This window comes from Hymenobacter volaticus (assembly GCF_022921055.1).
GTDB lineage: Bacteria > Bacteroidota > Bacteroidia > Cytophagales > Hymenobacteraceae > Hymenobacter > Hymenobacter volaticus.
Genome location: NZ_CP095061.1, coordinates 2,745,109 through 2,767,103, shown reverse-complemented (window position 1 = coordinate 2,767,103; position 21,995 = coordinate 2,745,109). Strand labels below are relative to the sequence as shown.

Annotated in this window: 25 protein-coding genes and 1 pseudogene; 8 read left to right on the top strand and 18 right to left on the bottom strand. The window is 52.4% G+C overall.

All coding sequences use genetic code 11. The annotated features are described in order from the left end of the window. The first annotated feature begins 165 nt into the window (after nucleotides 1-165). From MUN86_RS12075 to MUN86_RS12065, 3 genes are all read left to right on the top strand, one after another. The gene (locus tag MUN86_RS12075; protein WP_245118070.1) at nucleotides 166-1,620 is read left to right on the top strand and encodes a sugar transferase; all 1,455 of its coding nucleotides are present in this window, start codon (nucleotides 166-168) and stop codon (nucleotides 1,618-1,620) included. 103 nt (nucleotides 1,621-1,723) lie between these two features. Beyond that, complete coding sequence (locus tag MUN86_RS12070) at nucleotides 1,724-2,314, top strand: riboflavin synthase (protein ID WP_245118068.1); 591 nt, start codon at nucleotides 1,724-1,726, stop codon at nucleotides 2,312-2,314. Nucleotides 2,315-2,377: 63 nt separating this feature from the next. Next, nucleotides 2,378-2,584, top strand: coding sequence for a hypothetical protein (locus MUN86_RS12065; RefSeq protein WP_245118066.1), 207 nt, complete (start codon nucleotides 2,378-2,380; stop codon nucleotides 2,582-2,584). A gap of 88 nt (nucleotides 2,585-2,672) precedes the next feature. Here MUN86_RS12065 and MUN86_RS12060 read toward each other — a convergent pair whose 3' ends face one another. The 4 genes from MUN86_RS12060 to MUN86_RS12045 all read right to left on the bottom strand — a co-directional run bounded on the left by MUN86_RS12060 (nucleotide 2,673) and on the right by MUN86_RS12045 (nucleotide 5,655). Next, complete coding sequence (locus tag MUN86_RS12060) at nucleotides 2,673-3,275, bottom strand: phosphatase PAP2 family protein (RefSeq protein WP_245118065.1); 603 nt, start codon at nucleotides 3,273-3,275, stop codon at nucleotides 2,673-2,675. Further along, a complete protein-coding gene (gene hemF / locus MUN86_RS12055; protein ID WP_245118063.1) occupies nucleotides 3,272-4,219 on the bottom strand; it encodes an oxygen-dependent coproporphyrinogen oxidase in 948 nt (315 codons plus the stop codon). The genes MUN86_RS12060 and hemF overlap by 4 nt, the downstream gene beginning before the upstream one ends. 164 nt (nucleotides 4,220-4,383) lie before the next feature. Further along, complete coding sequence (locus MUN86_RS12050) at nucleotides 4,384-5,082, bottom strand: hypothetical protein (protein ID WP_245118061.1); 699 nt, start codon at nucleotides 5,080-5,082, stop codon at nucleotides 4,384-4,386. Between the two features lie 48 nt (nucleotides 5,083-5,130). Next, on the bottom strand, nucleotides 5,131-5,655 hold the full coding sequence (locus tag MUN86_RS12045; protein ID WP_245118059.1) for a GNAT family N-acetyltransferase: 525 nt from the start codon (nucleotides 5,653-5,655) through the stop codon (nucleotides 5,131-5,133). A gap of 178 nt (nucleotides 5,656-5,833) precedes the next feature. On the opposite strand from MUN86_RS12045, the gene MUN86_RS12040 reads away from it, so the two are divergent. Beyond that, nucleotides 5,834-6,874, top strand: coding sequence for a thiamine pyrophosphate-dependent dehydrogenase E1 component subunit alpha (locus tag MUN86_RS12040; RefSeq protein ID WP_245118058.1), 1,041 nt, complete (start codon nucleotides 5,834-5,836; stop codon nucleotides 6,872-6,874). 47 nt (nucleotides 6,875-6,921) lie between these two features. Then, on the top strand, nucleotides 6,922-7,929 hold the full coding sequence (locus tag MUN86_RS12035) for an alpha-ketoacid dehydrogenase subunit beta (protein ID WP_245118055.1): 1,008 nt from the start codon (nucleotides 6,922-6,924) through the stop codon (nucleotides 7,927-7,929). A 72-nt stretch (nucleotides 7,930-8,001) separates the two neighbouring features. On the opposite strand, the gene MUN86_RS12030 is transcribed toward MUN86_RS12035, so the two are convergent. From MUN86_RS12030 to MUN86_RS12020, 4 genes are all read right to left on the bottom strand, one after another. Then, nucleotides 8,002-8,469: a BamA/TamA family outer membrane protein gene (locus MUN86_RS12030; protein WP_245118052.1), complete on the bottom strand. Its 468-nt coding sequence runs from the start codon at nucleotides 8,467-8,469 to the stop codon at nucleotides 8,002-8,004. Then, complete coding sequence (locus tag MUN86_RS32375; protein ID WP_375379503.1) at nucleotides 8,421-8,648, bottom strand: BamA/TamA family outer membrane protein; 228 nt, start codon at nucleotides 8,646-8,648, stop codon at nucleotides 8,421-8,423. The genes MUN86_RS12030 and MUN86_RS32375 overlap by 49 nt, the downstream gene beginning before the upstream one ends. Continuing rightward, a complete protein-coding gene (locus MUN86_RS12025) occupies nucleotides 8,549-8,998 on the bottom strand; it encodes a hypothetical protein (RefSeq protein ID WP_245118050.1) in 450 nt (149 codons plus the stop codon). The genes MUN86_RS32375 and MUN86_RS12025 overlap by 100 nt, the downstream gene beginning before the upstream one ends. A 181-nt stretch (nucleotides 8,999-9,179) precedes the next feature. Then, nucleotides 9,180-10,526: a BamA/TamA family outer membrane protein gene (locus MUN86_RS12020; protein ID WP_245118048.1), complete on the bottom strand. Its 1,347-nt coding sequence runs from the start codon at nucleotides 10,524-10,526 to the stop codon at nucleotides 9,180-9,182. Nucleotides 10,527-10,561: 35 nt separating this feature from the next. Between MUN86_RS12020 and MUN86_RS12015 the strand changes: the two genes are divergently transcribed. Beyond that, entirely contained in the window at nucleotides 10,562-11,311 is a 750-nt protein-coding gene (locus MUN86_RS12015; RefSeq protein WP_245118046.1) for a TrmH family RNA methyltransferase, read from the top strand. A gap of 112 nt (nucleotides 11,312-11,423) precedes the next feature. Here MUN86_RS12015 and MUN86_RS12010 read toward each other — a convergent pair whose 3' ends face one another. From MUN86_RS12010 to MUN86_RS11995, 4 genes are all read right to left on the bottom strand, one after another. Next, complete coding sequence (locus MUN86_RS12010; RefSeq protein ID WP_245118045.1) at nucleotides 11,424-12,572, bottom strand: porin family protein; 1,149 nt, start codon at nucleotides 12,570-12,572, stop codon at nucleotides 11,424-11,426. A 14-nt stretch (nucleotides 12,573-12,586) separates the two neighbouring features. Further along, the gene (locus MUN86_RS12005; protein WP_245118043.1) at nucleotides 12,587-12,844 is read right to left on the bottom strand and encodes a hypothetical protein; all 258 of its coding nucleotides are present in this window, start codon (nucleotides 12,842-12,844) and stop codon (nucleotides 12,587-12,589) included. Between the two features lie 80 nt (nucleotides 12,845-12,924). After that, nucleotides 12,925-13,452 (bottom strand): hypothetical protein, encoded by a 528-nt coding sequence (locus tag MUN86_RS12000; RefSeq protein ID WP_245118041.1) that lies wholly within the window; start codon nucleotides 13,450-13,452, stop codon nucleotides 12,925-12,927. After that, nucleotides 13,433-14,017 carry an RNA polymerase sigma factor gene (locus tag MUN86_RS11995; RefSeq protein ID WP_245118039.1) on the bottom strand — a complete coding sequence of 195 codons (585 nt, stop codon included), beginning with the start codon at nucleotides 14,015-14,017 and terminating at the stop codon, nucleotides 13,433-13,435. The genes MUN86_RS12000 and MUN86_RS11995 overlap by 20 nt, the downstream gene beginning before the upstream one ends. Before the next feature lie 595 nt (nucleotides 14,018-14,612). Between MUN86_RS11995 and MUN86_RS11990 the strand changes: the two genes are divergently transcribed. Beyond that, a complete protein-coding gene (locus tag MUN86_RS11990; RefSeq protein ID WP_245118037.1) occupies nucleotides 14,613-14,804 on the top strand; it encodes a hypothetical protein in 192 nt (63 codons plus the stop codon). 44 nt (nucleotides 14,805-14,848) lie between these two features. Here MUN86_RS11990 and MUN86_RS11985 read toward each other — a convergent pair whose 3' ends face one another. The 4 genes from MUN86_RS11985 to MUN86_RS11970 all read right to left on the bottom strand — a co-directional run bounded on the left by MUN86_RS11985 (nucleotide 14,849) and on the right by MUN86_RS11970 (nucleotide 18,603). Further along, nucleotides 14,849-15,481, bottom strand: a complete 633-nt coding sequence (locus MUN86_RS11985; RefSeq protein WP_245118035.1) for an exopolysaccharide biosynthesis polyprenyl glycosylphosphotransferase — start codon at nucleotides 15,479-15,481, stop codon at nucleotides 14,849-14,851. 559 nt (nucleotides 15,482-16,040) lie between these two features. Then, entirely contained in the window at nucleotides 16,041-16,400 is a 360-nt protein-coding gene (locus tag MUN86_RS11980) for a CoA-binding protein (RefSeq protein ID WP_245118026.1), read from the bottom strand. A gap of 115 nt (nucleotides 16,401-16,515) precedes the next feature. Continuing rightward, on the bottom strand, nucleotides 16,516-18,087 hold the full coding sequence (locus MUN86_RS11975; protein WP_245118024.1) for an NAD(P)/FAD-dependent oxidoreductase: 1,572 nt from the start codon (nucleotides 18,085-18,087) through the stop codon (nucleotides 16,516-16,518). A 198-nt stretch (nucleotides 18,088-18,285) separates the two neighbouring features. Next, on the bottom strand, nucleotides 18,286-18,603 hold the full coding sequence (locus tag MUN86_RS11970) for a hypothetical protein (protein ID WP_245118022.1): 318 nt from the start codon (nucleotides 18,601-18,603) through the stop codon (nucleotides 18,286-18,288). Between the two features lie 537 nt (nucleotides 18,604-19,140). Between MUN86_RS11970 and MUN86_RS11965 the strand changes: the two are divergent. Beyond that, a pseudogene (locus tag MUN86_RS11965) lies at nucleotides 19,141-19,664 on the top strand (DUF2911 domain-containing protein). A gap of 811 nt (nucleotides 19,665-20,475) precedes the next feature. Here the strand turns inward: MUN86_RS11965 and MUN86_RS11955 are convergent. Together MUN86_RS11955 and MUN86_RS11950 are read right to left on the bottom strand one after the other, a co-directional pair. Continuing rightward, entirely contained in the window at nucleotides 20,476-20,958 is a 483-nt protein-coding gene (locus MUN86_RS11955) for an acyltransferase family protein (RefSeq protein WP_245118016.1), read from the bottom strand. A 19-nt stretch (nucleotides 20,959-20,977) separates the two neighbouring features. After that, nucleotides 20,978-21,958 carry a tryptophan 2,3-dioxygenase family protein gene (locus tag MUN86_RS11950; RefSeq protein ID WP_245118014.1) on the bottom strand — a complete coding sequence of 327 codons (981 nt, stop codon included), beginning with the start codon at nucleotides 21,956-21,958 and terminating at the stop codon, nucleotides 20,978-20,980. Nucleotides 21,959-21,995: the final 37 nt, after the last annotated feature.

Here is a 21,995-nt window from a genome sequence, read left to right as displayed (position 1 = left end):
AAGAGAAGCAGTCCTAAGGAGTGCGTGAGGGCGAGCGAAGGATTGGCACGGTTTTCCCGGTTTTCGGTTTATTGCCCTACCTTTGCCCCGCTCAAAACGGGCCATCCGTGTCCGTTCAGGCATTTGTTTCGGTGCGAAGCTACCCATTCGCCCCCATAAAACCACTTGCCGGCTTTTGTAGCCGGCCCGACAGTACGGCCCTTGATTCGCACCCTGCAACAACTAAAGCTGATTGCCGCCGATTTCGGAGCGGCACTTCTAGCCTGGGTGTGCTTCTTCCTGCTGCGCAAGTACCTGCTAAGCGAAATCAACGAAGGCTACCGCTTCACCGAGGACGCGTTGTTCTATTTGTCTGGTTCCGCGTTCATGATAGCCTTCTTCTGGACGGCTCTCTACGCGCTGATCGGCGAGTACCGCGACATCTTCCGCAAGTCACGCCTCGGCGAAATCATCCGTCTTGGACGCGTATCGGTACTGGGCGCACTGATTATCTTCTTTGCCTTTCTGCTTGACGATCAGGGGGTAAGCAAGTACCAGCTGTACTACAAAACTATTACGGCGTACTTCCTGCTGCACTTCACCATATCAGCGGTGTTCCGGACGATGGCCGTAAGCAGCGTGCAGCACTTGGTTCGCAACGGTACGATCTTCTTCAACACCTTGCTGGTGGGCTCCAACGCCTTGGCCCTCGAAACCTACCACGAGCTACGCCGCAACAGCCGCCACCTTGGGCTAAAGCTGGTGGGCTTTGCTCCCGTTGGCGAAACTGTCGACGTGGGACTGGCTGCCGAAATACCCGCCCGCGGTTCGTATCGTCGGCTGCCTGCCTTGGTGCGGGCGCTGAAAATCGAGCAGATCGTTATTGCCATCGAGCCTTCCGAACACCGCTTGGTGGAGGAGATTCTGACGTTGCTGGAAGGCACGCCCGCCCGTGTAAGCGTGCTGCCCGACCTCTATCAGATGCTGCTTGGCTCGGTGAAAGTGAGCCACATCTTTGGTACGCCGCTCATTGAAATCAAGCAGGACCTACTACCGGTCTGGCAGCGGGTGCTAAAACGGATGATTGATGTGGTAGCATCTGCGCTATTTCTGCTGCTGGCGTGGCCCGTATATGCGTTTACGGCGGTCATGGTGAAGTTGTCGTCGCCGGGGCCGGTGTTTTATTCACAGGAGCGTATTGGTCGGCACGGGCATCCGTTCCGCATCTACAAGTTTCGCTCGATGTACCTGAATGCCGAGCAGCAGGGGCCCTCTCTCAGCTCTGACCACGACCCACGCATTACACCTTGGGGCCGTTTTATGCGCAAAGTACGCCTCGATGAGTTGCCCCAGTTCTGGAACGTTATCCGCGGCGACATGAGCATCGTAGGGCCCCGTCCCGAGCGGCAGTTTTTCATCGACCAGATCGTTAAGATTGCGCCGCACTACCGCCATCTGCACCGCGTCCGGCCGGGCCTGACCAGCTTAGGCCAAGTGAAATACGGGTACGCCGAAACCGTTTCCCAGATGGTTGAGCGCCTCAAGTTTGACATTCTTTACATCGAAAACATGAGCCTCGCAATGGACTTCCGCGTGCTGCTCTACACGCTCAAAATTATTATTGAGGGACGAGGCAAATAAATGGGAGAATTGAGTGGCTGAGTTGTTAAATGGTCGGCTGTTCAATTAAAGTGAGATTCTACTTAGCCATTTAACATCCCAGAAATTCAATCCATCAGAATTCATGTTCACTGGCATCATCGAAGCGCTTGGCACCATTCAAGATGTGCGCCGCGCAGGCACTAATATTCATTTCACCGTGCACTCGCCCTTTGCGGCTGAATTGCGCATCGACCAAAGCGTCGCCCACGATGGCGTGTGCTTGACGGTGGTGGCCGTTGATGGCGCCACCGGTACGCACGTGGTAACCGCCATTGACGAGACGCTGCAAAAAACCAACTTGGCGCACTGGCAACCCGGTCGCCGCGTAAACCTCGAGCGTTGCCTGGCCGCCAACGGCCGCTTCGACGGCCATATCGTGCAGGGCCACGTCGACCTGACGGCCGAGTGCGAGTCCGTCGAGGATCAGAACGGCTCCTGGCTCTATCGTTTCCGTCATGCGCCCGGCCAGGGTCGGGTAACCGTCGAAAAAGGCTCGATCTGCATCAACGGCACCAGCCTCACCTGCTTTAATTCTACTGACGATGGTTTCTCCGTCGCTATCATTCCCTACACCTACGAGCATACCACGTTCCAAGACCTGAGCCCCGGCCAACAGGTGAACCTGGAGTTCGATATCGTCGGTAAATACGTGGCGAAACTGCTTGGCAAATAACTAAACCACCTAGCAGCGGCTACGTAGATATAAGATCTATAGACTCTTATAACTGCCGCCGCCATGCCAAAGTCTAAACGTGAACTAATCGAACCCACTCCCGGCGACAAACGCTATGTGCGTCGCAATGCAAAAGGCCAATTCACCAGCGAAGTAGAATTACATCGCTCGTTGTCGCAAGATGACCGGCATAATTCCAAAATCACGAGTAAGCCCGGCCAGGGCGACCGTGGTGATGGTCATACTGGCAATCGGAAACCAGCGAAGTAACAAATTGCTTACCCAAGACAAAGCCGCTACCAATTAGTTGGTAGCGGCTTTGTCTTGGGTAAGTAGCTACATGAATGCCGTTGGAAAGCTAGCGGTGGTTGAGTTGCTTGGCTCCGGAAATATCAGTCAATGTAGTAGGAGTGGTTAGGCGCTTGTAGATAGTAGCACTCATCCAGGCCAGTAAGCTACCTAGCGTAGCCCCTGCCAGCACGTCGGAGGCAAAGTGGGCGGCTAGATAGATTCGGCTGTAGCTTACCAGTACGGCCCACAAGAAAAGCAGCCATTTTGCGGCCCGGTATTGCCGTGGCAGCACCAAGCTCACGAATACAGCAAAAGCAAAGGCATTGGCTGCGTGCGAGGACATGAAGCCAAATTGTCCACCACACCCATGAATCAGATTGAGGGTGGCGGAGAGCTTCGGGTCGTGGCAGGGGCGGAGGCGAGCGAAGTAAGGCTTGAAGAAGCGGCTCGATATAAGATCGGCAAGGCCCACGCTGGCGCCGAGCAGCGGCACTAGTAGAAACGCGCGGCGCTTGTAGATATAGATCAACAGCACCAACAGCACGAAATAGGCCGGAAACCACACCTCACGCTCCGTGAAGAACACCATGAGGGTGTCCAACTTGGGCGTGCGGTGGCTATTGGCGGCCACTACGAGCCAGCGGTCAAGGGCTTGCAGCTTCTCGATCAAGCGGAAAGGAGAGTTTCAGTGAGCCAATCTACGCCTTTGCGCAGCCACTGCTGCGTGGTGGCCTCGGGCGAGTTTGGTTCAATAGCGAAATTATAATGCCACTCAGCTTGGGGCGGCAAACTCATCAGGATGCTTTCGGTGCGGCCGCCGGTTTCTAGCCCGAAGCGTGTGCCTCGGTCAATAGCTAAATTAAATTCGGCGTAGCGGCCGCGGCGCACCAACTGCCATTGCTTGTGTTGCTCGGTGTAGGGCCGCTCGGCATTCAGGCGCAACAACTCGGTATAGGTACGGCCAAAAACTTCGCCCACTGCCCTAATAAAGGCAAATAGATTGTCGGCGTCGCCGTCTTTGCCCACGGTGAGACGGTCGAAGAAGATGCCACCGATGCCACGGGTTTCCTGGCGGTGGGGCAGGTAGAAGTACTCATCGGCCCAAGGCTTGAAGCGGGCATAATAGGTGGGGTCGTGCTGCTGGCAGACCTGCTCGATCTGCTGATGAAACCAGCGGGCCTGCGCCTCATCCACGTAGATAGGGGTCAGGTCGAGCCCGCCGCCGAACCAGGCTTCGCCGTTGCCGGCCTCGAAGTAGCGCACGTTCATGTGCGAAATCGGGACCATGGGGCTACGTGGGTGCTGCACCACCGAGACGCCCGTGGCGAAATATTCGGGGTTCGGCATGAGCAGCACGCGGGCAGCTTGCTCACTCATGGTGCCCGATACGGCCGAAAAATTCACGCCTCCTTTCTCGATGATGTTGCCGCCCGTCAGGATGCGCGAACGTCCGCCGCCGCCGCTGTGGTGCTGCCAGGCATCTTCTCGAAAGCGGCCAGCGCCGTCGGTAGTTTCTAATTGTTGGCAAAGCCAGTCCTGAAACGCCCGCAACCAAACCTCCACGCTGGCGCGCAAGGTAGGAGCAGGAATAACGGTGGGAAAAGGAGTGGGCATGAGGGGAAGTACCGCAGACTCCTCTGGCAAGCGAAGCTTGTAGGAAATCAAGCGAATAAAAGAGTGTGCTCTATGATTTGGGGCGTAAAGGTACGGATTTGTGGATTCAAGCCTTTGGTTGTCATGAAGGCCGCTATTGTACTTTCAGTGGCTACTACCGCAAGTCATTTTTCAGCTCTCAATTCAGTGGTGAACTGCTTGGCATGCTGAATCAGGTCTTGCTCTAGCTGCTGCTTGGTGGGAGTTGCCGCTAGCTCCTTCAAATTTTCTGCCACAGCTACTAAAGTTGCCATCTTGGTTTTTACATCTGGCGACCAAGTTTCACCAGCGCGTAAGCCATTGCCTGCTCGAAAAGCAATAAAGGTGTAGGTGGTGCCATCACGACGTATCGACATAACCGGGGCGGGGTATCGTACTTGGTCGAGTGCCGTGTTGAATAGCACCTCAATAGTGGTTGCCATGTCCTTGCTTATCTCAACCGACTTAGCCTGTGCCTCGACGTTTGAGCTGCTTTGCGCTTGCGTAGTTGACCAGATTGATTTTGGTGTTTGGTTGTAAGTCAAGTAGTATTTGTTGGCTTTCTGGTCAATAGAAAGAACATACTCCGGCTCGAAAGAGGGGAGTACCACTAGGCGGGCAAGAGGATTCAAGTCGAGCCCGACATATAGTGTTTCTCGCACTTTGGTATAGTATTGATTTTGAACAGAGTAGGAGGTAAGCAGCCCCTTAGCAGGCAGTAAATGGTCGTCTTTCTGCTGGGCTTGACTAGCAAAGGCAGAAAAAGAGAGTAGCAGAGCACATATAGCTAGCCGAAGCCAACCATAGGACAAGGAATTAGATGTGCGAAAGGCAATATGTGCCATGTGGAAAAGCAGAGCGAGGGTAGGTGACTTCTATGAACAACTGCCTTGTTACGATAACTGCTTTTCCATCACTAGTAGCTCCAGCTGCTGGCGTGGTATGCCAAAGCGGGTATCAGTGGGGAAGGGCTCGGTTTCACCGGTTTGATGGTAACCGTGCCGCTCGTACCATGCAATTAGCTCGGCCCGGACGGAAATGACAGTTATGCGCATGTGCGTGCAACCGTGTTGGTGGGCATGGGTTTCGGCGGCTATAAGTAAGCGTTTGCCGATGCCCTGCGCCTGCCGAGTGGGAGCCACGGAAAGCATGCCCATGTACAATGTTTCGCCTTGCAGCTCGAGATATACGCTGCCGCAAAGCTGCCCTTCGGCGGTGGTGCATAGCAGCATGGTTGCCTCGGTAGGGACCAGTAAGTCTAGGAGGGCCTCAGCGTCTGTGCGCTGACCGCCAAGCAAGTGCGCCTCCGTGGTCCAGCCTTGCATGGATTGTTCGCCTCGGTAGGCACTGTTGACAAGCGCTACCAGCGCGGGAACATCGGCGGGAGTGGCGCGCTTTATAGAGAGTTCTTCAAGCATAGAGCGAAGGTAAAAGAAGTAACTAAGGCTGAGTAACTGAGTTGCCGGGCAAGCTGTTTAACGTTACCTAACAGTCGATCAACTCGCCTTCTTGCTGCGACACTCGGGCACTTGGGCTCGTTACCCTGCGAAGTCCTTGCCGAACCTGTACTTTCGCTTCCCCATCCATCGCTCTTGCATGTACACTGAATCCGCCCCACCCCTGGAACCCGCTTTTACCACTCAACCCGACCGTTCCACCTGGCAACGTGCCTATCGCCTGATGCACACGGCCGCCGAAATGGCCCGCTTGTTCGAGGAAAACAAAGCCGTGACAGCCAAATACGTGCACGCCACCGCCCGCGGCCACGAAGCCGTGCAGCTGGCCGCCGCTTTTCACCTGCGGCCTGTTGATTACGCCGCTCCATACTACCGCGATGATGCATTTCTTATCGGCCTGGGCCTGCAACCCTACGAGCTGATATTGCAGCTCATGGCCAAGCGCGACGACCCTTTCAGTGGCGGCCGGACCTACTACAGCCACCCTTCACTGCGGCGAGCGGGCTTTCCTACCATTCCGCACCAAAGTTCGGCCACCGGCATGCAGGCCATTCCTGCCACCGGCATGGCGCATGGTATCAAGTACCTGGAAAGTAATTCGGAGGCGCGAAATCAGAGTTCCAGCGTGGTTCTTTGTTCTATCGGGGACGGAGCCATGACGGAAGGTGAGGTGAGTGAGGCGCTGCAAATGGCCGTGCTGCACCAATTGCCCATCATCTACTTGGTGCAGGACAATGATTGGGGTATCTCGGCTACCGGCCGCGAAATGCGGACGATGGACGCCTACGAGTTTGCGGCGGGCTTCAAAGGCTTGCATCGGTTGCAGGTTGACGGCGCCGACTTTCAAGCCAGCTACACTGTTTTAGCCGACGCCTTCGAGTATGTGCGGGCCCGGCGCGGCCCTGTGCTAGTGCACGCCAAATGCCCGCTCTTAGGCCACCATACCAGCGGAGTGCGGCGCGAATGGTATCGCGGCGACAACCTAGCCGAGCACAACCTACTCGACCCGCTGCCCCGCCTACACCAGCACTTGCAAACGCTCGGCTTCACCGAAACCGCGCTAGCGCAGTTAGCTGCCGAAGCCCGTACCACCGTGGAAGCCGATTACCAGCGGACTCTAGCCGCACCCGCGCCCGACCCCGCCACCTTTGCCGACCACGAGTTTGCCCCCCCGCCGTAACCGAGGAGACCGGGGAGCGTAGCCCCGCTGGCGCCGAAAAAGCCTTGATGGTTGATGCCGCCTTGCACACCATCGATGATATTCTACGCGAGTTTCCGGAGGCCTTGTTCTACGGCCAAGATGTGGGCGGTGAGCTAGGTGGGGTGTTTCGGGAAGCGGCTTTGCTGGCCAAAAAGTACGGCGATACCCGCGTGTTTAATACGCCCATTCAAGAAGCTTACATCGTGGGCAGCACTGCCGGCATGAGTGCGGTGGGCGCCAAGGCCATTGTCGAAATTCAGTTTGCTGATTACATCTGGCCGGGCCTCAACCAGTTGGTGGAAGAACTCAGTAAGTCCTGTTACCTATCGAATGGGCAGTTTCCGGTGCAAAGCCTGATTCGGGTGCCTATCGGGGCCTATGGGGGCGGCGGCCCCTATCACTCCGGCTCGATTGAAAGTACGCTGCTCATCATTCGGGGTATCAAGGTGGTGTATCCGAGCAACGCTGCCGACATGAAAGGCCTGATGCGCGCCGCGTTTCTCGACCCAAACCCGGTGGTGATGCTAGAGCACAAGGGTTTGTATTGGAGCAAGGTGCCCGGCACTGAAGACGCGAAAACTGTAGAACCCGGCGCCGGCTATGTCATTCCGCTCGGGAAAGCCGCCGTAGCGCAAGCCGCCGACCCACAGAAGTTGCAGCGTGGTGAAACATGCGTGGTTATCACTTATGGTATGGGCGTATACTGGGCCAAAACCGCCAGCCGCCAGCTTCCCGGCCAGGTGGAAATTCTGGACTTGCGTACCCTAAACCCGCTCGACTATGAGGCAGTAGAAGCCGCTGTTCGTCGCCACGGCAAGGCACTGGTTCTGACGGAAGAGCCGCTGCTCAACTCCTTCGCCGAAAGCTTAGCAGGCCGCATTCAGCGCACCTGTTTCCAGCAACTTGATGCTCCGGTCTTCACCCTCGGCGCCGCTAACTTGCCTGCTATTGCGCTTAATGTAGACCTAGAGCGCCAGATGCTCCCCAACTCCGACAAAGTAGCCGCTGCCCTAACGGAACTGCTAGGGTGGTAGACAGTGAAGGAGTGCGCCTGAAGTTCCAAAAAGGCAGTATGCACCTGGAACATCAAGCGCACTCCCTTGCTTTTAAAATGGGTACCCAATACCAAGGTTCAACGCCGTTTGATTGCGATTAATAACGTTAATATTGCGGATGGCCCATTTGCTACCCGGCGCAGCTGGGTCGTACACCTTCGTTGCTATGTCTAGGCGCAGAATCAAGAACGTGAAGTCGAAGCGAAATCCAAATCCGGAGCCTACAGCAAATTGGCGGTAGAAGCGCTTCGCTTCGAAGCGCGTATCACTTCGGCCGTCGGGTTGTTGAGCCCAAACGTTGCCGAAGTCTGTGAACAGTGCTCCATTAATAAAGCTAAATAGCGGAAAGCGGTATTCCAGATTGCCTTCCAAGAGCAACTCACCAGGCTGCTCAAAATTATAATTTCGAATAGGGTTGCCGTTTGTATCTAATACAGGTTTGCCATAATTACCGGATGTTTCATCCTGATCTAACTGATACGTTGGATTAGAACCTGTACCCAACCGACGCGGCCCCAAGCCCGAACGCTGGTGCTGCCGCCAGCAAAGAAATACTTCTCGTACGGAATAATTTCACTGCTCCTTCGCAAGGGTTGTACTATGCCGCCATTAAGGCGGTACACAAAAAACGATCTTGGCCCGAGCTTATAATAGCGCCTAAAATCGGCGTTAAACTTGTAAAAATCATAAACCGGAATGCTCCCAAGAGCTTTTTGGTACAAGGGCGGGTAATGCCACCTAGTTCTACAAACCACCGGAAATAGACAGCGTTACGAGTTTCGTTGAAATCATTGGAGTTGTAGAGCGATGTAAAGCTAAAACTAGGAATGAACTGCCGCTGAAAAGCAACTAATACTGAAGGGTTATCAGGAAATTGCGTTCGAAGCGAGGAAAGGAAATCTTCGTCAACCTTGATAGCGTCTACCAAACTTAAATCAAACGGCGTGAAAACAAGCTGATGATAGGGCGTGCGCTGCCAGATATAATCAAAGGTCCCTTCTAAGTTGGTACGCGTATATTCCGGTCGGCTCACATAGTTATATCCCACATTAAAACGAGTACGGGGTTGTAGCGGGATAAGAAGCGGTTAGTCCGCCAAGGCACCATAAATTGAGGCAATATCAAGTTGATATTGGCCCCAAGCTGAGTGGTCAGCACATTGTCTGGAGAGTTTTCGGAATCATTGATGTTTCCCCGCCGATATTGCCCCTCCAAGCCGGCCCGTAGGCCTAATTCAAGCACTTCAGCCCCCCGAACGGGTTGCGCGCCTTGATGCGAAGGTTGCCAAATGGTCCGGGTAGCCCCGCCACATAAGTCCCACCAAATTCCACCGTTTCTTGGTAACGCTTAGCGGGCGAAGCGGCAATGTTGGCATCAAGCTGGCGGTTCAAACTGTCTTCCAGCGTGACGGGGCGCACTTTCTGGTAGTTCACGTTGGCAAAACGAAACACGTCGAGTTGGCTGAGCTGGCGCTGAGTGGTCTGGGTGGCCGTGAGACTGTAGTAGTCGCCTGCATCGATGGCCACCTTACGGTTAAGCAGGCGGGGGCTGATTTGATGCTTGAAAGCCAGAAACAATGTTGAGTCCTGTACCAGCGTGTCGCGCTTCTGCCCGAAACGGATTGTGCCAGCATCGGTTATGAAACGCACCCGCCGAATGGTATAGCGTGGGTGCAACAGGCCCGGCCCCGGACTGGCTACTATAGTGCGCAGCCGAACAGTAGTGGGAGCAAAGCTGGTATCGGCTTCCAGGGTGATATATTGCTGACGGAAATCGAAGTAGCCCTCGTTCTTGAGGAGCGTTTCAATCCGGGCGCGTTCCTGTCCAATCAACTCCTCATCGTATTGCTCGCCAACGTGCAGCAGCGAGGCCGGCTGCGAAGCCAGCACCCGTTGCGCCACCACCGAGTCAGCAATGTCGTAGTCGAGTTGAGAGTAGCGGAAGGGCGCGTTTTCGGTGATGCGGTAGGTTACCACCACGCGACGGCGGTGCAGGCTGTCGGGGCCGCCAAAGAGGCGGCCTAACGAGAAACGCCGGTCAGCAAGCGTATCGGAGTAACTGACCCGACTGCGGAAAAAGCCTTTCGACTTCAGAAACGTAGCTAGCTGGTCGGCGGTCTGGCGGGTCAGAGCAGTATCGTAGACTACAGGGGGCTCCCCCAAGCGCATGATGGCATTGCCCTTGTCTAGCACTAATTGCAGACGACGCGTTTGCCGTTCGCGGCGGGTGAGGAGCTTACCAACTTTGGCCGAGTCGGGTCGGGCGGCCAGAATGCGGCGGCTGTACTCGGCCCGTGTCGAATCGAGCTTGCGTTCTATGCGGCCAGAGTTGTAGAAGCTGCGGCCTAGCTGATAGATTGCTAGTTTTGGCAGTGGAAAGCGGCTGTTGGGCTTCTGTCGGTACAAGGCCTGTAGGCGCTCAGCATCCGCTTGCTTGACGCCCTCTAGCTCGATCTGACTAAGCAACAGCTGGTTAGGTCCTAGCAGCCGGAGGGGCGAACAGCCCACGGCCAGCAAGGCTAACAGCAGCAGTGTTAGGCATACAGGCCGAGTTGGGCCACTTTTCTTATCTATCATCTGAGGCCCGGTTGGGCGTCTGTTTAGTGAAGCGTATGGTCTCAAAAGCAGTAGCAAAATACGTACACGCGCTGCACCTGAAAAAGTACCGGCTCCGGCACGGCGCCTTCTTGGTCGAAGGGGGCAAGAGCGTACTCGAACTGCTAAGGTCCGGACTTCAAACGGAACGTGTGCTGGTAACGGCAGAATTTAGGCCAAAATTACCTGGCTCGTTACCCAATATTCCCGTTGAGGTAGTCACCGAACAGGAGTTGACGGGCCTTGGCACCCTTGCTACCAACAACACAGCTATTGCCATTGCTCGGCTGCCCGAGGAACGCCCCTTGCAGCCTGCCACGCCTGGGCTGCTACTCGCCCTCGACCAAGTGCGCGACCCAGGCAACTTAGGTACCCTTATTCGCCTGGCCGATTGGTACGGCTTGCCCGGCGTAGTGCTTAGTGAAACCTGCGCTGATCCGTGGGCGCCCAAAACGGTAGCTGCTACTATGGGCTCCTTCACCCGGGTGCCTGTCTGGCAGCGCGACTTGCCCACTTGGCTGGCCACGCTACCGCCTAAGTTGCCTATATTCGGCGCCGACCTACACGGCGATAATGTGCACCAACTAACGCTCAAACCAGCCGGTGTCCTCGTAATGGGCAGCGAGTCGCACGGACTTACACCGGAAGTAGAGGCGTGCCTCACGCAACGCTTGCACATCCCCGGCCGAGGCGAAGCCGAAAGCTTGAACGTGGCTATTTCAGCGGCAATTCTGCTGGATAATTTTTACCGAAACGAAGTTAAATAAAACCCGTCCTGCTGCGCTTACCAAAGAATGTGAGTAGCATAGTAGTTGATTTACTATAGTACCTACATCCTCTGGTAAGCGCAGCAGGACGGCTTTTTCTACTTGACTTTTCTTAGCGTAGCAGCGAGACGCCGAAGCTGAACGTTTGGGCTTGTATACCGCGGTTGCTCTGGAACAAATCGTTCAGGCTGTATTTGGCAAACAAGTCGAGCTTACGGATGCCTATAGTGCCTTGCAGGCCATACTGAAAGTCTTCGAGATTGTAGCTGCCCCGGTCTTTGTCTTTGTGGGTTCGGCCGTCTTCGCTGTACTTGATTTTGGTGTGTGAACCCAAGCGGTAGCCTACAAATCCACCGGCGCCAATGCGGAAGGCATCCCGGCCTTTCTTGTCTTGAAAATCGAGAACCGCCATCAGGGGCAGGTTGAGCGTCGTGACGGCCAATTTGCTTTTCTCTAGGCTCCGGTCTGCATCTACTTGTAGGGTAGTGATACCGGCTGTGTTTACAAAGCGCGAGTTGTCGTCGAGCATGTAGTTGTTGAAAGCCAGTTCCGGGCCAGTCAGCAGGTGGAGAGGCGAGCCTTTTTGTCCTACCCGGATGTCGTAGTGCCAGTTCAGGCTCAGGTAGCGGGAGCCAATCGGTTTCAGGTCGGGCTCGGTCTGGCCTGCTGGTGCCTCCACATTAACTAGGGTGTTCAAGCCCAAGTCGATATTGAAGTTGCTGTGTACGGCGCGGTTCTGCTTTTCTTCTTGCTTGGCTTTGCGCTTAGCCGCGGCAATAGAATCGTCCTTGGGCGTGCTGCCTACGTGAATATCCACCCGGTCTTTGCTGCCGTCGCTCTTTTCCTGCACAGAAACTCCGAATACCCGACCCATGCGCACTTCCACGTTGTTTTCCTTGACCGTAGAATTTCTGCTTTCGTCGTTGCGCATCGTAATGCGGATTTGCTCGGGTACTTGCTTGCCAGGCCGGTCTTTAGCTGGATAAAACTCCATGGTCACTTGCTCAGACTTCGAGTTTTTACCAGCGGCTTCTGCTTGACTGATATACGTGTCCAGCAGAATCATCAACGAATCGAGTTTGTAGGCCCGCAGCTCCCGGAGTTGCTGTTTGTTTTTCACGAACAGCGTCATAGTAGCCTGATTCGGCAATTTCACCACAATGGTGTCGTCGAGATGGGCAGGAAAGGTAGGACGGGCAAAGCAAGGCGAAGCCAGGGCTAGCAGCACGAAGGCAGCCAGCAGAGAGGAGAGGCGTTTCATGACAAGGGGAATAATTAAAGTTGAATCACTTTGGTAAGGGTGCGGTTGCCCACGCGAGCCTGTACCGTCACCGTTTCGGGCAGTCCAGTTTCAGCTAGGCTAACTCGTTCGCCCTTAACAGCATTACGAGCTTGGCGAAGCAGGATGCCACCTAGGCTGCGACGTGAGCTGCCGGCTTCATCAGCCGAGGCCACAGCGGTGGCGTCGTTGCTGCGGTGCACTTCCACCTCAATTGGTCCAGTCGGTACCGATGGGGTAGCTGCTAAAGCCATAACCGCTGGAGTCTGGACCGGGGCTAACGCTTCCGCTGATGGTAAAGACCGCTCTGGTTGCGTCTTTGGAGTGGTAGCGGCTATAGCCTCGGGGCTGGCTGTGGTGTCGCAATTTTGGGGACAGGAGTAGAGGGGAGCGTTTTGTTGTTGCGGGCTGGACGAGTGGTTGAAGCGGTAAGTTGCTGCCGAGCCTCGGGGCGCGCACCCTTGGTTTGGCGAAGCGGAGCGGTCGGGGCTGCAGCGGCGGCCGCTTTCGGGAGGGTAGATGCAAGAGCCGGGGAGGGGGTTGCCTGCGAAACAGCAACTTCAGCTGATTTTTTTTCGGGCTGAGCGGCAGGCTGCAACTCTTGGTTGGTAGAGTGCGCCGACTTAGTATTAGTAGCTAGTGGAGCGGAACCCACACCCGCTGTAGGAGTTAGTTGCAGCCACAGCAAGCCGCTTACAAAGCAGAGTAGCACAGCGGCTGCGGCTGCCCATAGCCAAAGCGCAGGGCGCTTCTTGGCGGGTTGCAACTCTTCTTCGAGTTGATTCCAGAGGTAGGCCGGCGGGACGGGAGCATGGCCTTCAAGCCGGTCCCGGAATAGCTTATCAATATCTTCCGGTTGCATATAATTCTTTCGGTGAAGCGTTAGAAGAAGGAGTAGCCGTTTGGTTGGCGGCTATCAGGCGGCGTTGGAGCATAGCTCGCGCCTTACTGAGCTGCGACTTGCTGGTGCCTTCCGAAATACCGAGCAGCTCGCCGATTTCGGGGTGAGTGTATCCTTCCAAGGCATAGAGGTTGAATACGGTGCGGTAGCCGGCGGGCAGTTCGGCCAGCAGGCCCATGAGGTCGGCAGCATTTAGCTGACTTTCCGCCTCAGCGGCGGTTGCTGGTACGTCGTACGTTAGGTCGTCGATAGCCATGTGCAAAGGCTCTTTACGGCGAAGCATTCCAAGAGCTTCGTTCACCATGATACGGCGAATCCAACCTTCGAAGCTACCTTCATGCCGATATTGGCTTAGGGCCCGGAACATCTTGGTAAAGCCGCTTAGCAGTGCTTCTTCAGCATCCTCACGGCGGCGCAGATAACGCAGGCACACTCCCAGCATCATACCCGCGAACCGCTCATACAGCAGCTTCTGGGCGCGGCCACTGCCTTGGCAGCAGGCGGCAATGAGGTCAGCATCAGTCACGGTTGGTTGAGTAGAGTTCAGAACAGAAGCAGGGCGTTTGGCAGGGTAGATGGCAAGTAGAAGGCAACCGTTGCCTGACTAGCGAAAAATTCAGCAACTATTTTCAAGCTGTATTTTCAGACCAAAGATGACAAAGTCAAGCAGTGCCAGTCTGCCACTGAAAAGTAAAGAATCTTGCGGCTATAGAATTATAGAAATGCATGGTGCTCCCGCAAAGGCCAAAGCACGTAGATTCTGATATTGACTCGGCTAGAAATATACAAGGGCAAGACTATCAAGTATTTGCTTGATGGTCTTGCCCTTGTTGAAAGTGAAAGAAGGGAGCACTTAATTAAGCGGGAGAGCTTAATGCCGCCGGGAATGAGCGTATTCCTTATGAACTTTGGGCGTGTAATGAAAAGTAGATAGAGTTGTACTAAAGCAAAAAAACGCTGGAAATAGCTGTTCAGCGCAATCTACTTATTCAGGTTTATGGATTAATGATTATCATGTGGCCGTAGTTAACAGCAGAACTTGTTAAAGTAGGCCTTTGTTGATCTATAACCCTAGTTTCGGCAGGCCAACCCTCTGGCGTGGAAACTGAGTTCGATTCGATATGGAACCTGAGGAAGAGTTTTTAGATAATGCGGTTACAATGACCTACTTCGCTAGGCAGGAAATTCAGCAATTTCTAGCCTGGACCAATAGCAATGGGCCCTATGGTCAAGCAGCAGCAGCACTGTTGTTGAAGCTAGATGGCCTGACTTCAGAGCTAAAGGCTCTTAAAAGACAATACGAAGAAGAATAGCACCTTGCTGTTCTTCTTCGTATTGTCTTTTAAGAGTCTTTTGTTTAGAAAGCGTTTTCGTTGCCTCTAATAGCTTGGCGAACCGTAAGTGCTACAATTTTTAAGTCCAGTAGGAAAGACCAGTTTTTGATGTAGTGGATGTCGGCGTTTACGCGCTTCTCCATTGCTTCCGTTTCCTTGGTTTCTCCACGGTGGCCTTCTACTTGTGCCCAGCCGGTGATGCCTGGTGTAACTAGATGGCGCTCCATGAAATTGGCGATTACACGAGAGTAATCTTCGGTATGACGCAACATGTGAGGGCGCGGACCTACCACCGACATCTCGCCCCGAAGGACATTGATGAATTGAGGTAGTTCGTCGATGCTAGTCTTGCGCATGAAAGCACCTAGCTTCGTGATGCGGTTATCGTCGCGGCTTGCTTGACGGTGATCAGCATCTGCGTTGATTCGCATGCTCCGGAACTTCAGGCAGTAAAAAGGCTTACCGCCTTTGCCTGTACGAAGCTGCTTAAAGAAAACAGGGCCTTGAGAGTCAAGCTTTATCAGCAGAGCAATCAGCGGCACCAGCCAGCTGAGCAGTAGAATAACAACGAGAGAGGCAAAACACAAGTCGAAAGCGCGCTTGACAACGTCATTGACGGTGCTCTTCACTTGATGGGACGTAGTGTGGTTTGACATACCTTTTCGCCTTTTGTGTTCATATGTGCTGGACATTGGGGCGGGTTCAGATGAGGAGCGGCGTTCGGAGCAAATCTCTGAGGTAATCATGAGCAGAGATGGAGACAAAATGTTGACATAAAAGTACGAAGAAAATGAATGCTATAAAAAGCGGAATACATTGTTCTCCGATTTCTTATAATTATAACTAGGTCTTTATTGGAAAAGTCAAAGTTATTATTATATTAAGTAAATGTTGAAAGCAGTGTGTGGAATCAGCACCCTAAACGTCGGCACCTGCTAATGGTTTCAAATCTAGACAAAAAAACTATTCAACAAATTGGGCATAATAGTACAGGCTTGATGATTATTGCACTGTATTTAGATGTAAATCGATTTCGTAGCACTATTCATAGTCCAAAAAAATTTAGAAAAAGGAATAAAAAATCTTTGCGTCAAGAAATTAAGGTGCTCGAATTCGGTACTAGCTTGTATACCGGTGCTTGCTCGCTTACCCCAATAAAAAAACTGCCTTGAATCTTAAGTTATAGATTCAAGGCAGCTATAATATTTGATAAACTTAATATTGTCCTACCGACAACATTACCAGCGTGCAAGCTTCCTCTGTTCTGATGCCCCGTTCTTGCGCTAGCCTTTCCAGCTCTGGGTTTTCGGTGCCCGGGTTGAAGATGATGCGCTTGGGTTGTAAGTCAAGGATGTAGTCGTACCAAGACGGCTGATTTTGTGGACCTACATATAAGGTAACCGTATCAACGGCAGTGGCAGCGGGCCGGTCTGTGTGAATATCATAGCCAGCTACTTGGCCTTTCCGAATTCCCACAGGCACTACGTCGTGCCCATACTTCTTTAGCTGATGTACTGCTCGGAATGAATAACGGGCGGGGTTATCGCTCGCGCCGAGTACCAAAGTCTTTTTCATAGCGATTTAGGTTTCTTGTTGCTGAGCCCATATAAGGCTGCAATGTGGTGGTAAGCAAACAGGGTAATGACTTATGGTATACGTAACACTACCCGCAACAATTAATAAAAGAGCTTTAGAAACTTTTAAGAACTGCTTCTGCACAACGTTCCCCATCCATAGCCGCCGACACAATACCCCCTGCATACCCGGCGCCCTCGCCACAGGGAAATAAGCCTCGCACCATTGGGTGCTCTAGGGTGTCTCGGTCGCGGGGTATGCGTACAGGCGAGGAAGTACGACTTTCGACTCCCACAATCTGTGCAGCATTGGTGGCATAACCCGGAATCTTCTGCCCGAAGTTGCGGAAACCTTGGCGCAGCCGTTCAGCCAAGCCCGCGCCCAGCACTTCATCCATAGATAAAGCAACGAGCCCTGGTTGGTAGCTGGTTTCCAACAGTTCCGAGGACGTTTTTTTCTTTAGAAAATCGCCGAGCCGCTGAGCTGGAGCTAATTGGGTGTTGCCAGCCAAATGGCAAGCGCGTTGCTCTATCTGCTCTTGAAGCCGCAAGCCAGCCAGCGCACCGTGTCGGCGCAAGTCCATGTCTTCAAGCTCGATAGCGGCCACGATACCTGAATTAGCAAATCGCGAATCGCGGCGGCTAGGACTCATGCCGTTCACTACCACTTCTCCCGGCGCCGTAGCGGCTGGCACAATGAAGCCACCCGGACACATGCAGAAAGAAAATACCCCCCGTTGGCGACCTTGCCACTGCGTCTGGTGCACTAACGAATAGGAAGCAGCAGGCAGTTGGCCTCGATCTGGCAATCGGTACTGGGCTTGGTCGATCAACTGCTGTTGGTGCTCTACGCGTACACCTAGCGCAAATGGCTTGGCTTCGATAAGGACACCGCGGCGGTCAAGCAACTCGTAAATATCGCGGGCGGAGTGGCCAGTGGCTAGAATAACGGCATTAGCTTCTATTGCTTCGCCATTAGCTGTTACTATGCCGCGCAAATGGTCTTTATCCAGCACCAAATCCGTAACTCTAGTATCAAAACGCACTTCCCCACCGGCCTGGCGAATGCTGTCCCGCAGAGCTGCTACCACTAAAGGCAACTTGTTAGTACCAATATGCGGGTGCGCGTCCACTAAAATGTCGGGCGTGGCGCCATGCTGCACTAGTAAGCGCAAAATGCGACCCACATCGCCACGTTTGGTGGCGCGGGTATAGAGCTTGCCGTCTGAATAAGTGCCCGCGCCGCCTTCTCCAAAGCAATAATTAGAGTCGGGATTAACGATGTGTTCTTTATTAAGAGCTGCCAAATCGCGACGGCGAGTACGCACGTCTTTGCCCCGCTCCACTACTATCGGCCGGACACCTAGCTCAATCGCTCGTAAAGCGGCAAACAAACCGGCTGGTCCTGCGCCTACAATGATGACAGAGCGCTTGGCCTGGCGCACATCCGGGTACTGAAACCAGGGCCCGAACAACTCGGCCGGTGGGGATGTATGGTAGATGTCGGCGCGTAAACGCACCAGCGGCTGGCGGCCGCGGGCATCAATAGACCGTTTGCGAAGGTGGACGAAATCGGCTTCACCAGGAGCTAGGCCCGCGGCCGAAAGAATGGCGCTATAGCGCTTGAACTCGTCGTAGGCTACGGCTGGTGGCAGCAGTACCTCGATTTCTTGTTTGCTATCAGACATGAAAATGGTGAAAGGTGGTTATCCTTTTAACCAGTATTGAAATAGGTTTCCGCAAAGATACGGCGCTCACACCGCTGAAGCAGCTACTTGGTGGTAGAACTCCAACAAGCCAGAATAGCCCGAAACTGTGGTTGCGAAGCTGGAATGGTTACACCTTATAGTATAGGTGTTACTAGTAGGTACTACAGTTATACCTAGTTATTGGGTCGGTGCCGCAAGGTCGGAACCATCTGCTCTTTTACGGGGCCAGAACTTCTCCATAGATTGGTTGAAAGAATCCAGCACTTGCGCCCGGACTTCACCAGAACTATTACGCAGCAGCTTGCCCAGCATGTAACGGTACATCTCGGTGGTAACTTCGAGCCCTTTAGCGCTGACGAGGCCATGATGCAGTAGGTCGCAGTTGGTGGCGAGTGCATTAGCCATTGATTCGGTCAGCATCTCGCGGGCCTTGTCGGCTTCTTCAAATGATTTTTCCAAACGTGCGCTTAAGTCAGGATGATACTGCTGGTCCATTCTTCAACAGGCAATGACAGTTAATTGAGTTGCTGGCTGGAACGATAAACTAGAGTTGAAGCTGAAAAGGTTCAGTATATAGCAATACCCTATGTAACTAGCTGATGATGGGTACAGTAAGGTAGATAGTAGATTGCTGAGGCAGGTAATTCACCGAATTTCGAACTTCTTTACAGCCCTTTATACTGGCAGAATGCGCGCCAATCACTTACTCTGATTAATGGCAACGAAGGTGAACAAGTCTCAAACGGCTTTGTATCAATCCCCGGAGTACAAATCGACAAAGAACAACAGTAGAGGTAGTTACAGCAATTTCGACAGCTATTTGTGAGTTATTAAACTGTCCTCTTAAGCTGGTGCTATTATTGTGCATGAGCATTTGCGGCTACCTTATTGTGGTAGTTCAAGCAAACCTCCCTAGCATGGCAGGTTATTTGTCTAGCCGTTAGTAGGCATACGTCTTTGTTGTAAAAACAGTGTCTATGACCTCGACACTTGTCTTTGTTCACTTCTACCCAACTCTTCCACACTACAGTCATGCGTAACCAGTCTCTCAAATTCCTACTGCTTTTCATGTGGGCCGTGCTACTTAGTGGCAGTGCTTTTGCCCAAGCCAAAATGCCCGAAGACAAGTCGAAGCGGCCTAGCCCACCGGCTACCATTACGGGTCCCAACTTCACGATTGAGTATAGCAGGCCTTCGGTAAAGGGCCGCAAGATATTTGGGGAGTTAGAGCCCTATGGGAAGGTGTGGCGCACCGGCGCCAATGAGGCCACCACGTTTGAAGCCAAGCAAGCCGTTAAAATCAATGGGCAGGCCTTGCCCGCAGGAACCTACGCGCTCTTCACTATTCCCGGCGAGCAAGAGTGGACCATCATTTTCAACAAGACGGCCAAGCAGTGGGGGCTTTCAAATACGATGAAAAGCAAGATGCGTTGCGCGTAAAAGTGAAACCTAGCAAGACCCCGCAACTAGTCGAGCAGTTCACCATCACAGCCGACAAAGCCGGCATAATTACTTTGGCTTGGGAAAACTCGCAGGCCGCTTTCACCGTGAAGTAGCAACTACTATTAAATAATAAAAAGGCCGAACCACTTAGTGGTTCGGCCTTTTTATTATGATCAACATTTTGATATAATTCAACTTGTGAGTCAAATGAATACGCGCTCATCTAAGTTGACTTAGTTGAATAAAACTTTAGCTGGTTTCGCAATTTTATTCTTATCGATTCTTCAATAAATGAGAAAATAAATATTGAAATCGCATAATAAAAGATCATTCTTACTAATATGTTCTCAGAAATATGGTATACAAAGAAGTTGTCAATTGGGCCTACGTGGAGTAGATATAGGACGTATGAGCTTTTGCCTAAGAGAAGAACTATATTAGTTTCTAATAAGGTTGAAAATAGAGATTTTTCAGTTAGGATACCATGAAATAATAAGGTTACAAAGAGTGGTAGAATAAAATTCTGTACTAGGATAGACCATTTGGGCGTAGGCCATAGATCTGAAGGGGTATGGTTGAATTTTAATAGGGCTAAAAATATCTTACAGAAAACGATTCCTATTATGCCAATAACAGTGAAATTTAATTTGTTAGAAGGTAAAGGGCGTTTCTTTACTATATAAACAGCCAATGCAACGCCACACATGAATTCCATACACCGACCAAAAAATGTAAAGCGTAGCATGAAATTCATGGATTTCATGAAGCCGTATAGGAAATAGAGGCCTAGGGAAGCGAGAAAAACCAGTAGAGTTCCTGTAAGCAACAACACAACCGGGGATATAGCTATATATTTTGTTTTCTGCCGCACCCCAACTAATAAAAACGGTGCTAAAACGTAAAAAATTTCCTTACAGTCAAAGACTAGGCAGTAGGTAAGCCCGAGGTAAGCAAAGTTTTGAAAAAGGCCTTTAGTAAAGTTAAATTCAAGAGGGTAGTAACTGCCTTATCCTTCCAAGAAAAATCAGGTGTTTGCCACGCACCAGCCTTGCCAGCTGGACTATATTGTAGCAGTAGAAATGTAATGCTGGTTAATATAAAATACACAGGATAAATTCTCGTGAATCTATTCCATAGGTATTGCTTTATCCAGTTCGCAGATAATTCAACAGTGTCGATATAACGATAGGCTATTAAGAAACCGCTTAAAACAAAGAAAATAGGTACACCTACATGGAGTGGCTGAATAAAATAATTAAGCCAACGTACCGCTATGTTCTGCTGATTTGCATAAACCAAAGGATTTAAGCGGAATAGTACTACCATAAAAGCAGCTACTGCCCGAATCCCAGTTAAAGCAGGAAAATATTTTGTTGATGCAGGTGAATCATAAGTAGGGAAAGGCATAAAGTGAGATAACAATACTTTATGTCCCTATCTCATTACCAAGCACACTTTCCACCCAGCCTTTGCCCCAGTCTTCTAACTCCTGTGTGCTCCAAAGCAAGGGGTAGAAGATGCGGCGCTGAAATTTGGGAGGCAGGTACTTCTTCCAGTTGGTGCCGCCGGTAGCGGCAATGGCAGTTGGGTCACGCTCCAGATAGCGTACCGCCGACTTGAAATGCATCAAGGGCCAGTTGACATTTACATTCACGTCGAGCTGCCTGAGCTGGCGTAGCAAGCGCGGATGTTGCTGGTCGGCTTCGGGTAGGCGCTGCACTACGCTCCACACGTTTCGGTCGCGGTAGTGGGCAGCGTGGGTAGCAAGTTGCTGCGTATATTTTTCTTCAAACTGAATGAGTGTAAGGGCTTTGGCACCGCTCTCTTCAATCGTTGCTCCCGCTTTCCAATAGATGCAACCTAGCAACTCGTCGTGGGCGGCAGCTTCGCCTAGCAGGCGTCGCTTCTCTTTGTCAACTAAGTTGTCGAGGGAGGTACTGGCAATTTCAATCATGCGGTACTGTACCGATTGAAAGCCTGATGCCGGCATCAGGGACATGCGGAACTGCAAGAACTGCTGCTTGTCCATGCCGTCGACCATCACGTCGAACGAGTCGATTAGGTTCTCGAAGTACCGGTTGATGCGGCCTACGCGCAAGACTATTTCCTGTAGCGTTGGGTGCTGCAACTCGCCAAGTTGCTCGTACTCGCAGAGGCAAAGCTTGAAGTACAGCTCTGTAATCTGATGGTACATGATAAAGATTCGCTCGTCGGGAATCTTGGTGAGTGGACGTTGCAAGCTTAGGAGCGTATCGAGATTGATATAGTCCCAATAGTTGACGTAATCGGCGTAGTACAGTCCTTCTAGGTAGGCAGCTAAATCTTGACCATCAGCAGCATACTTCTCCTGTAACAGACGCAACTGGTTCCATACGGCGGGCGAAAACTCGTCCTCGGGAATAGGCATAAGGGAGGGTGGCGGTGTGTGAATCTAGCACAAAGAA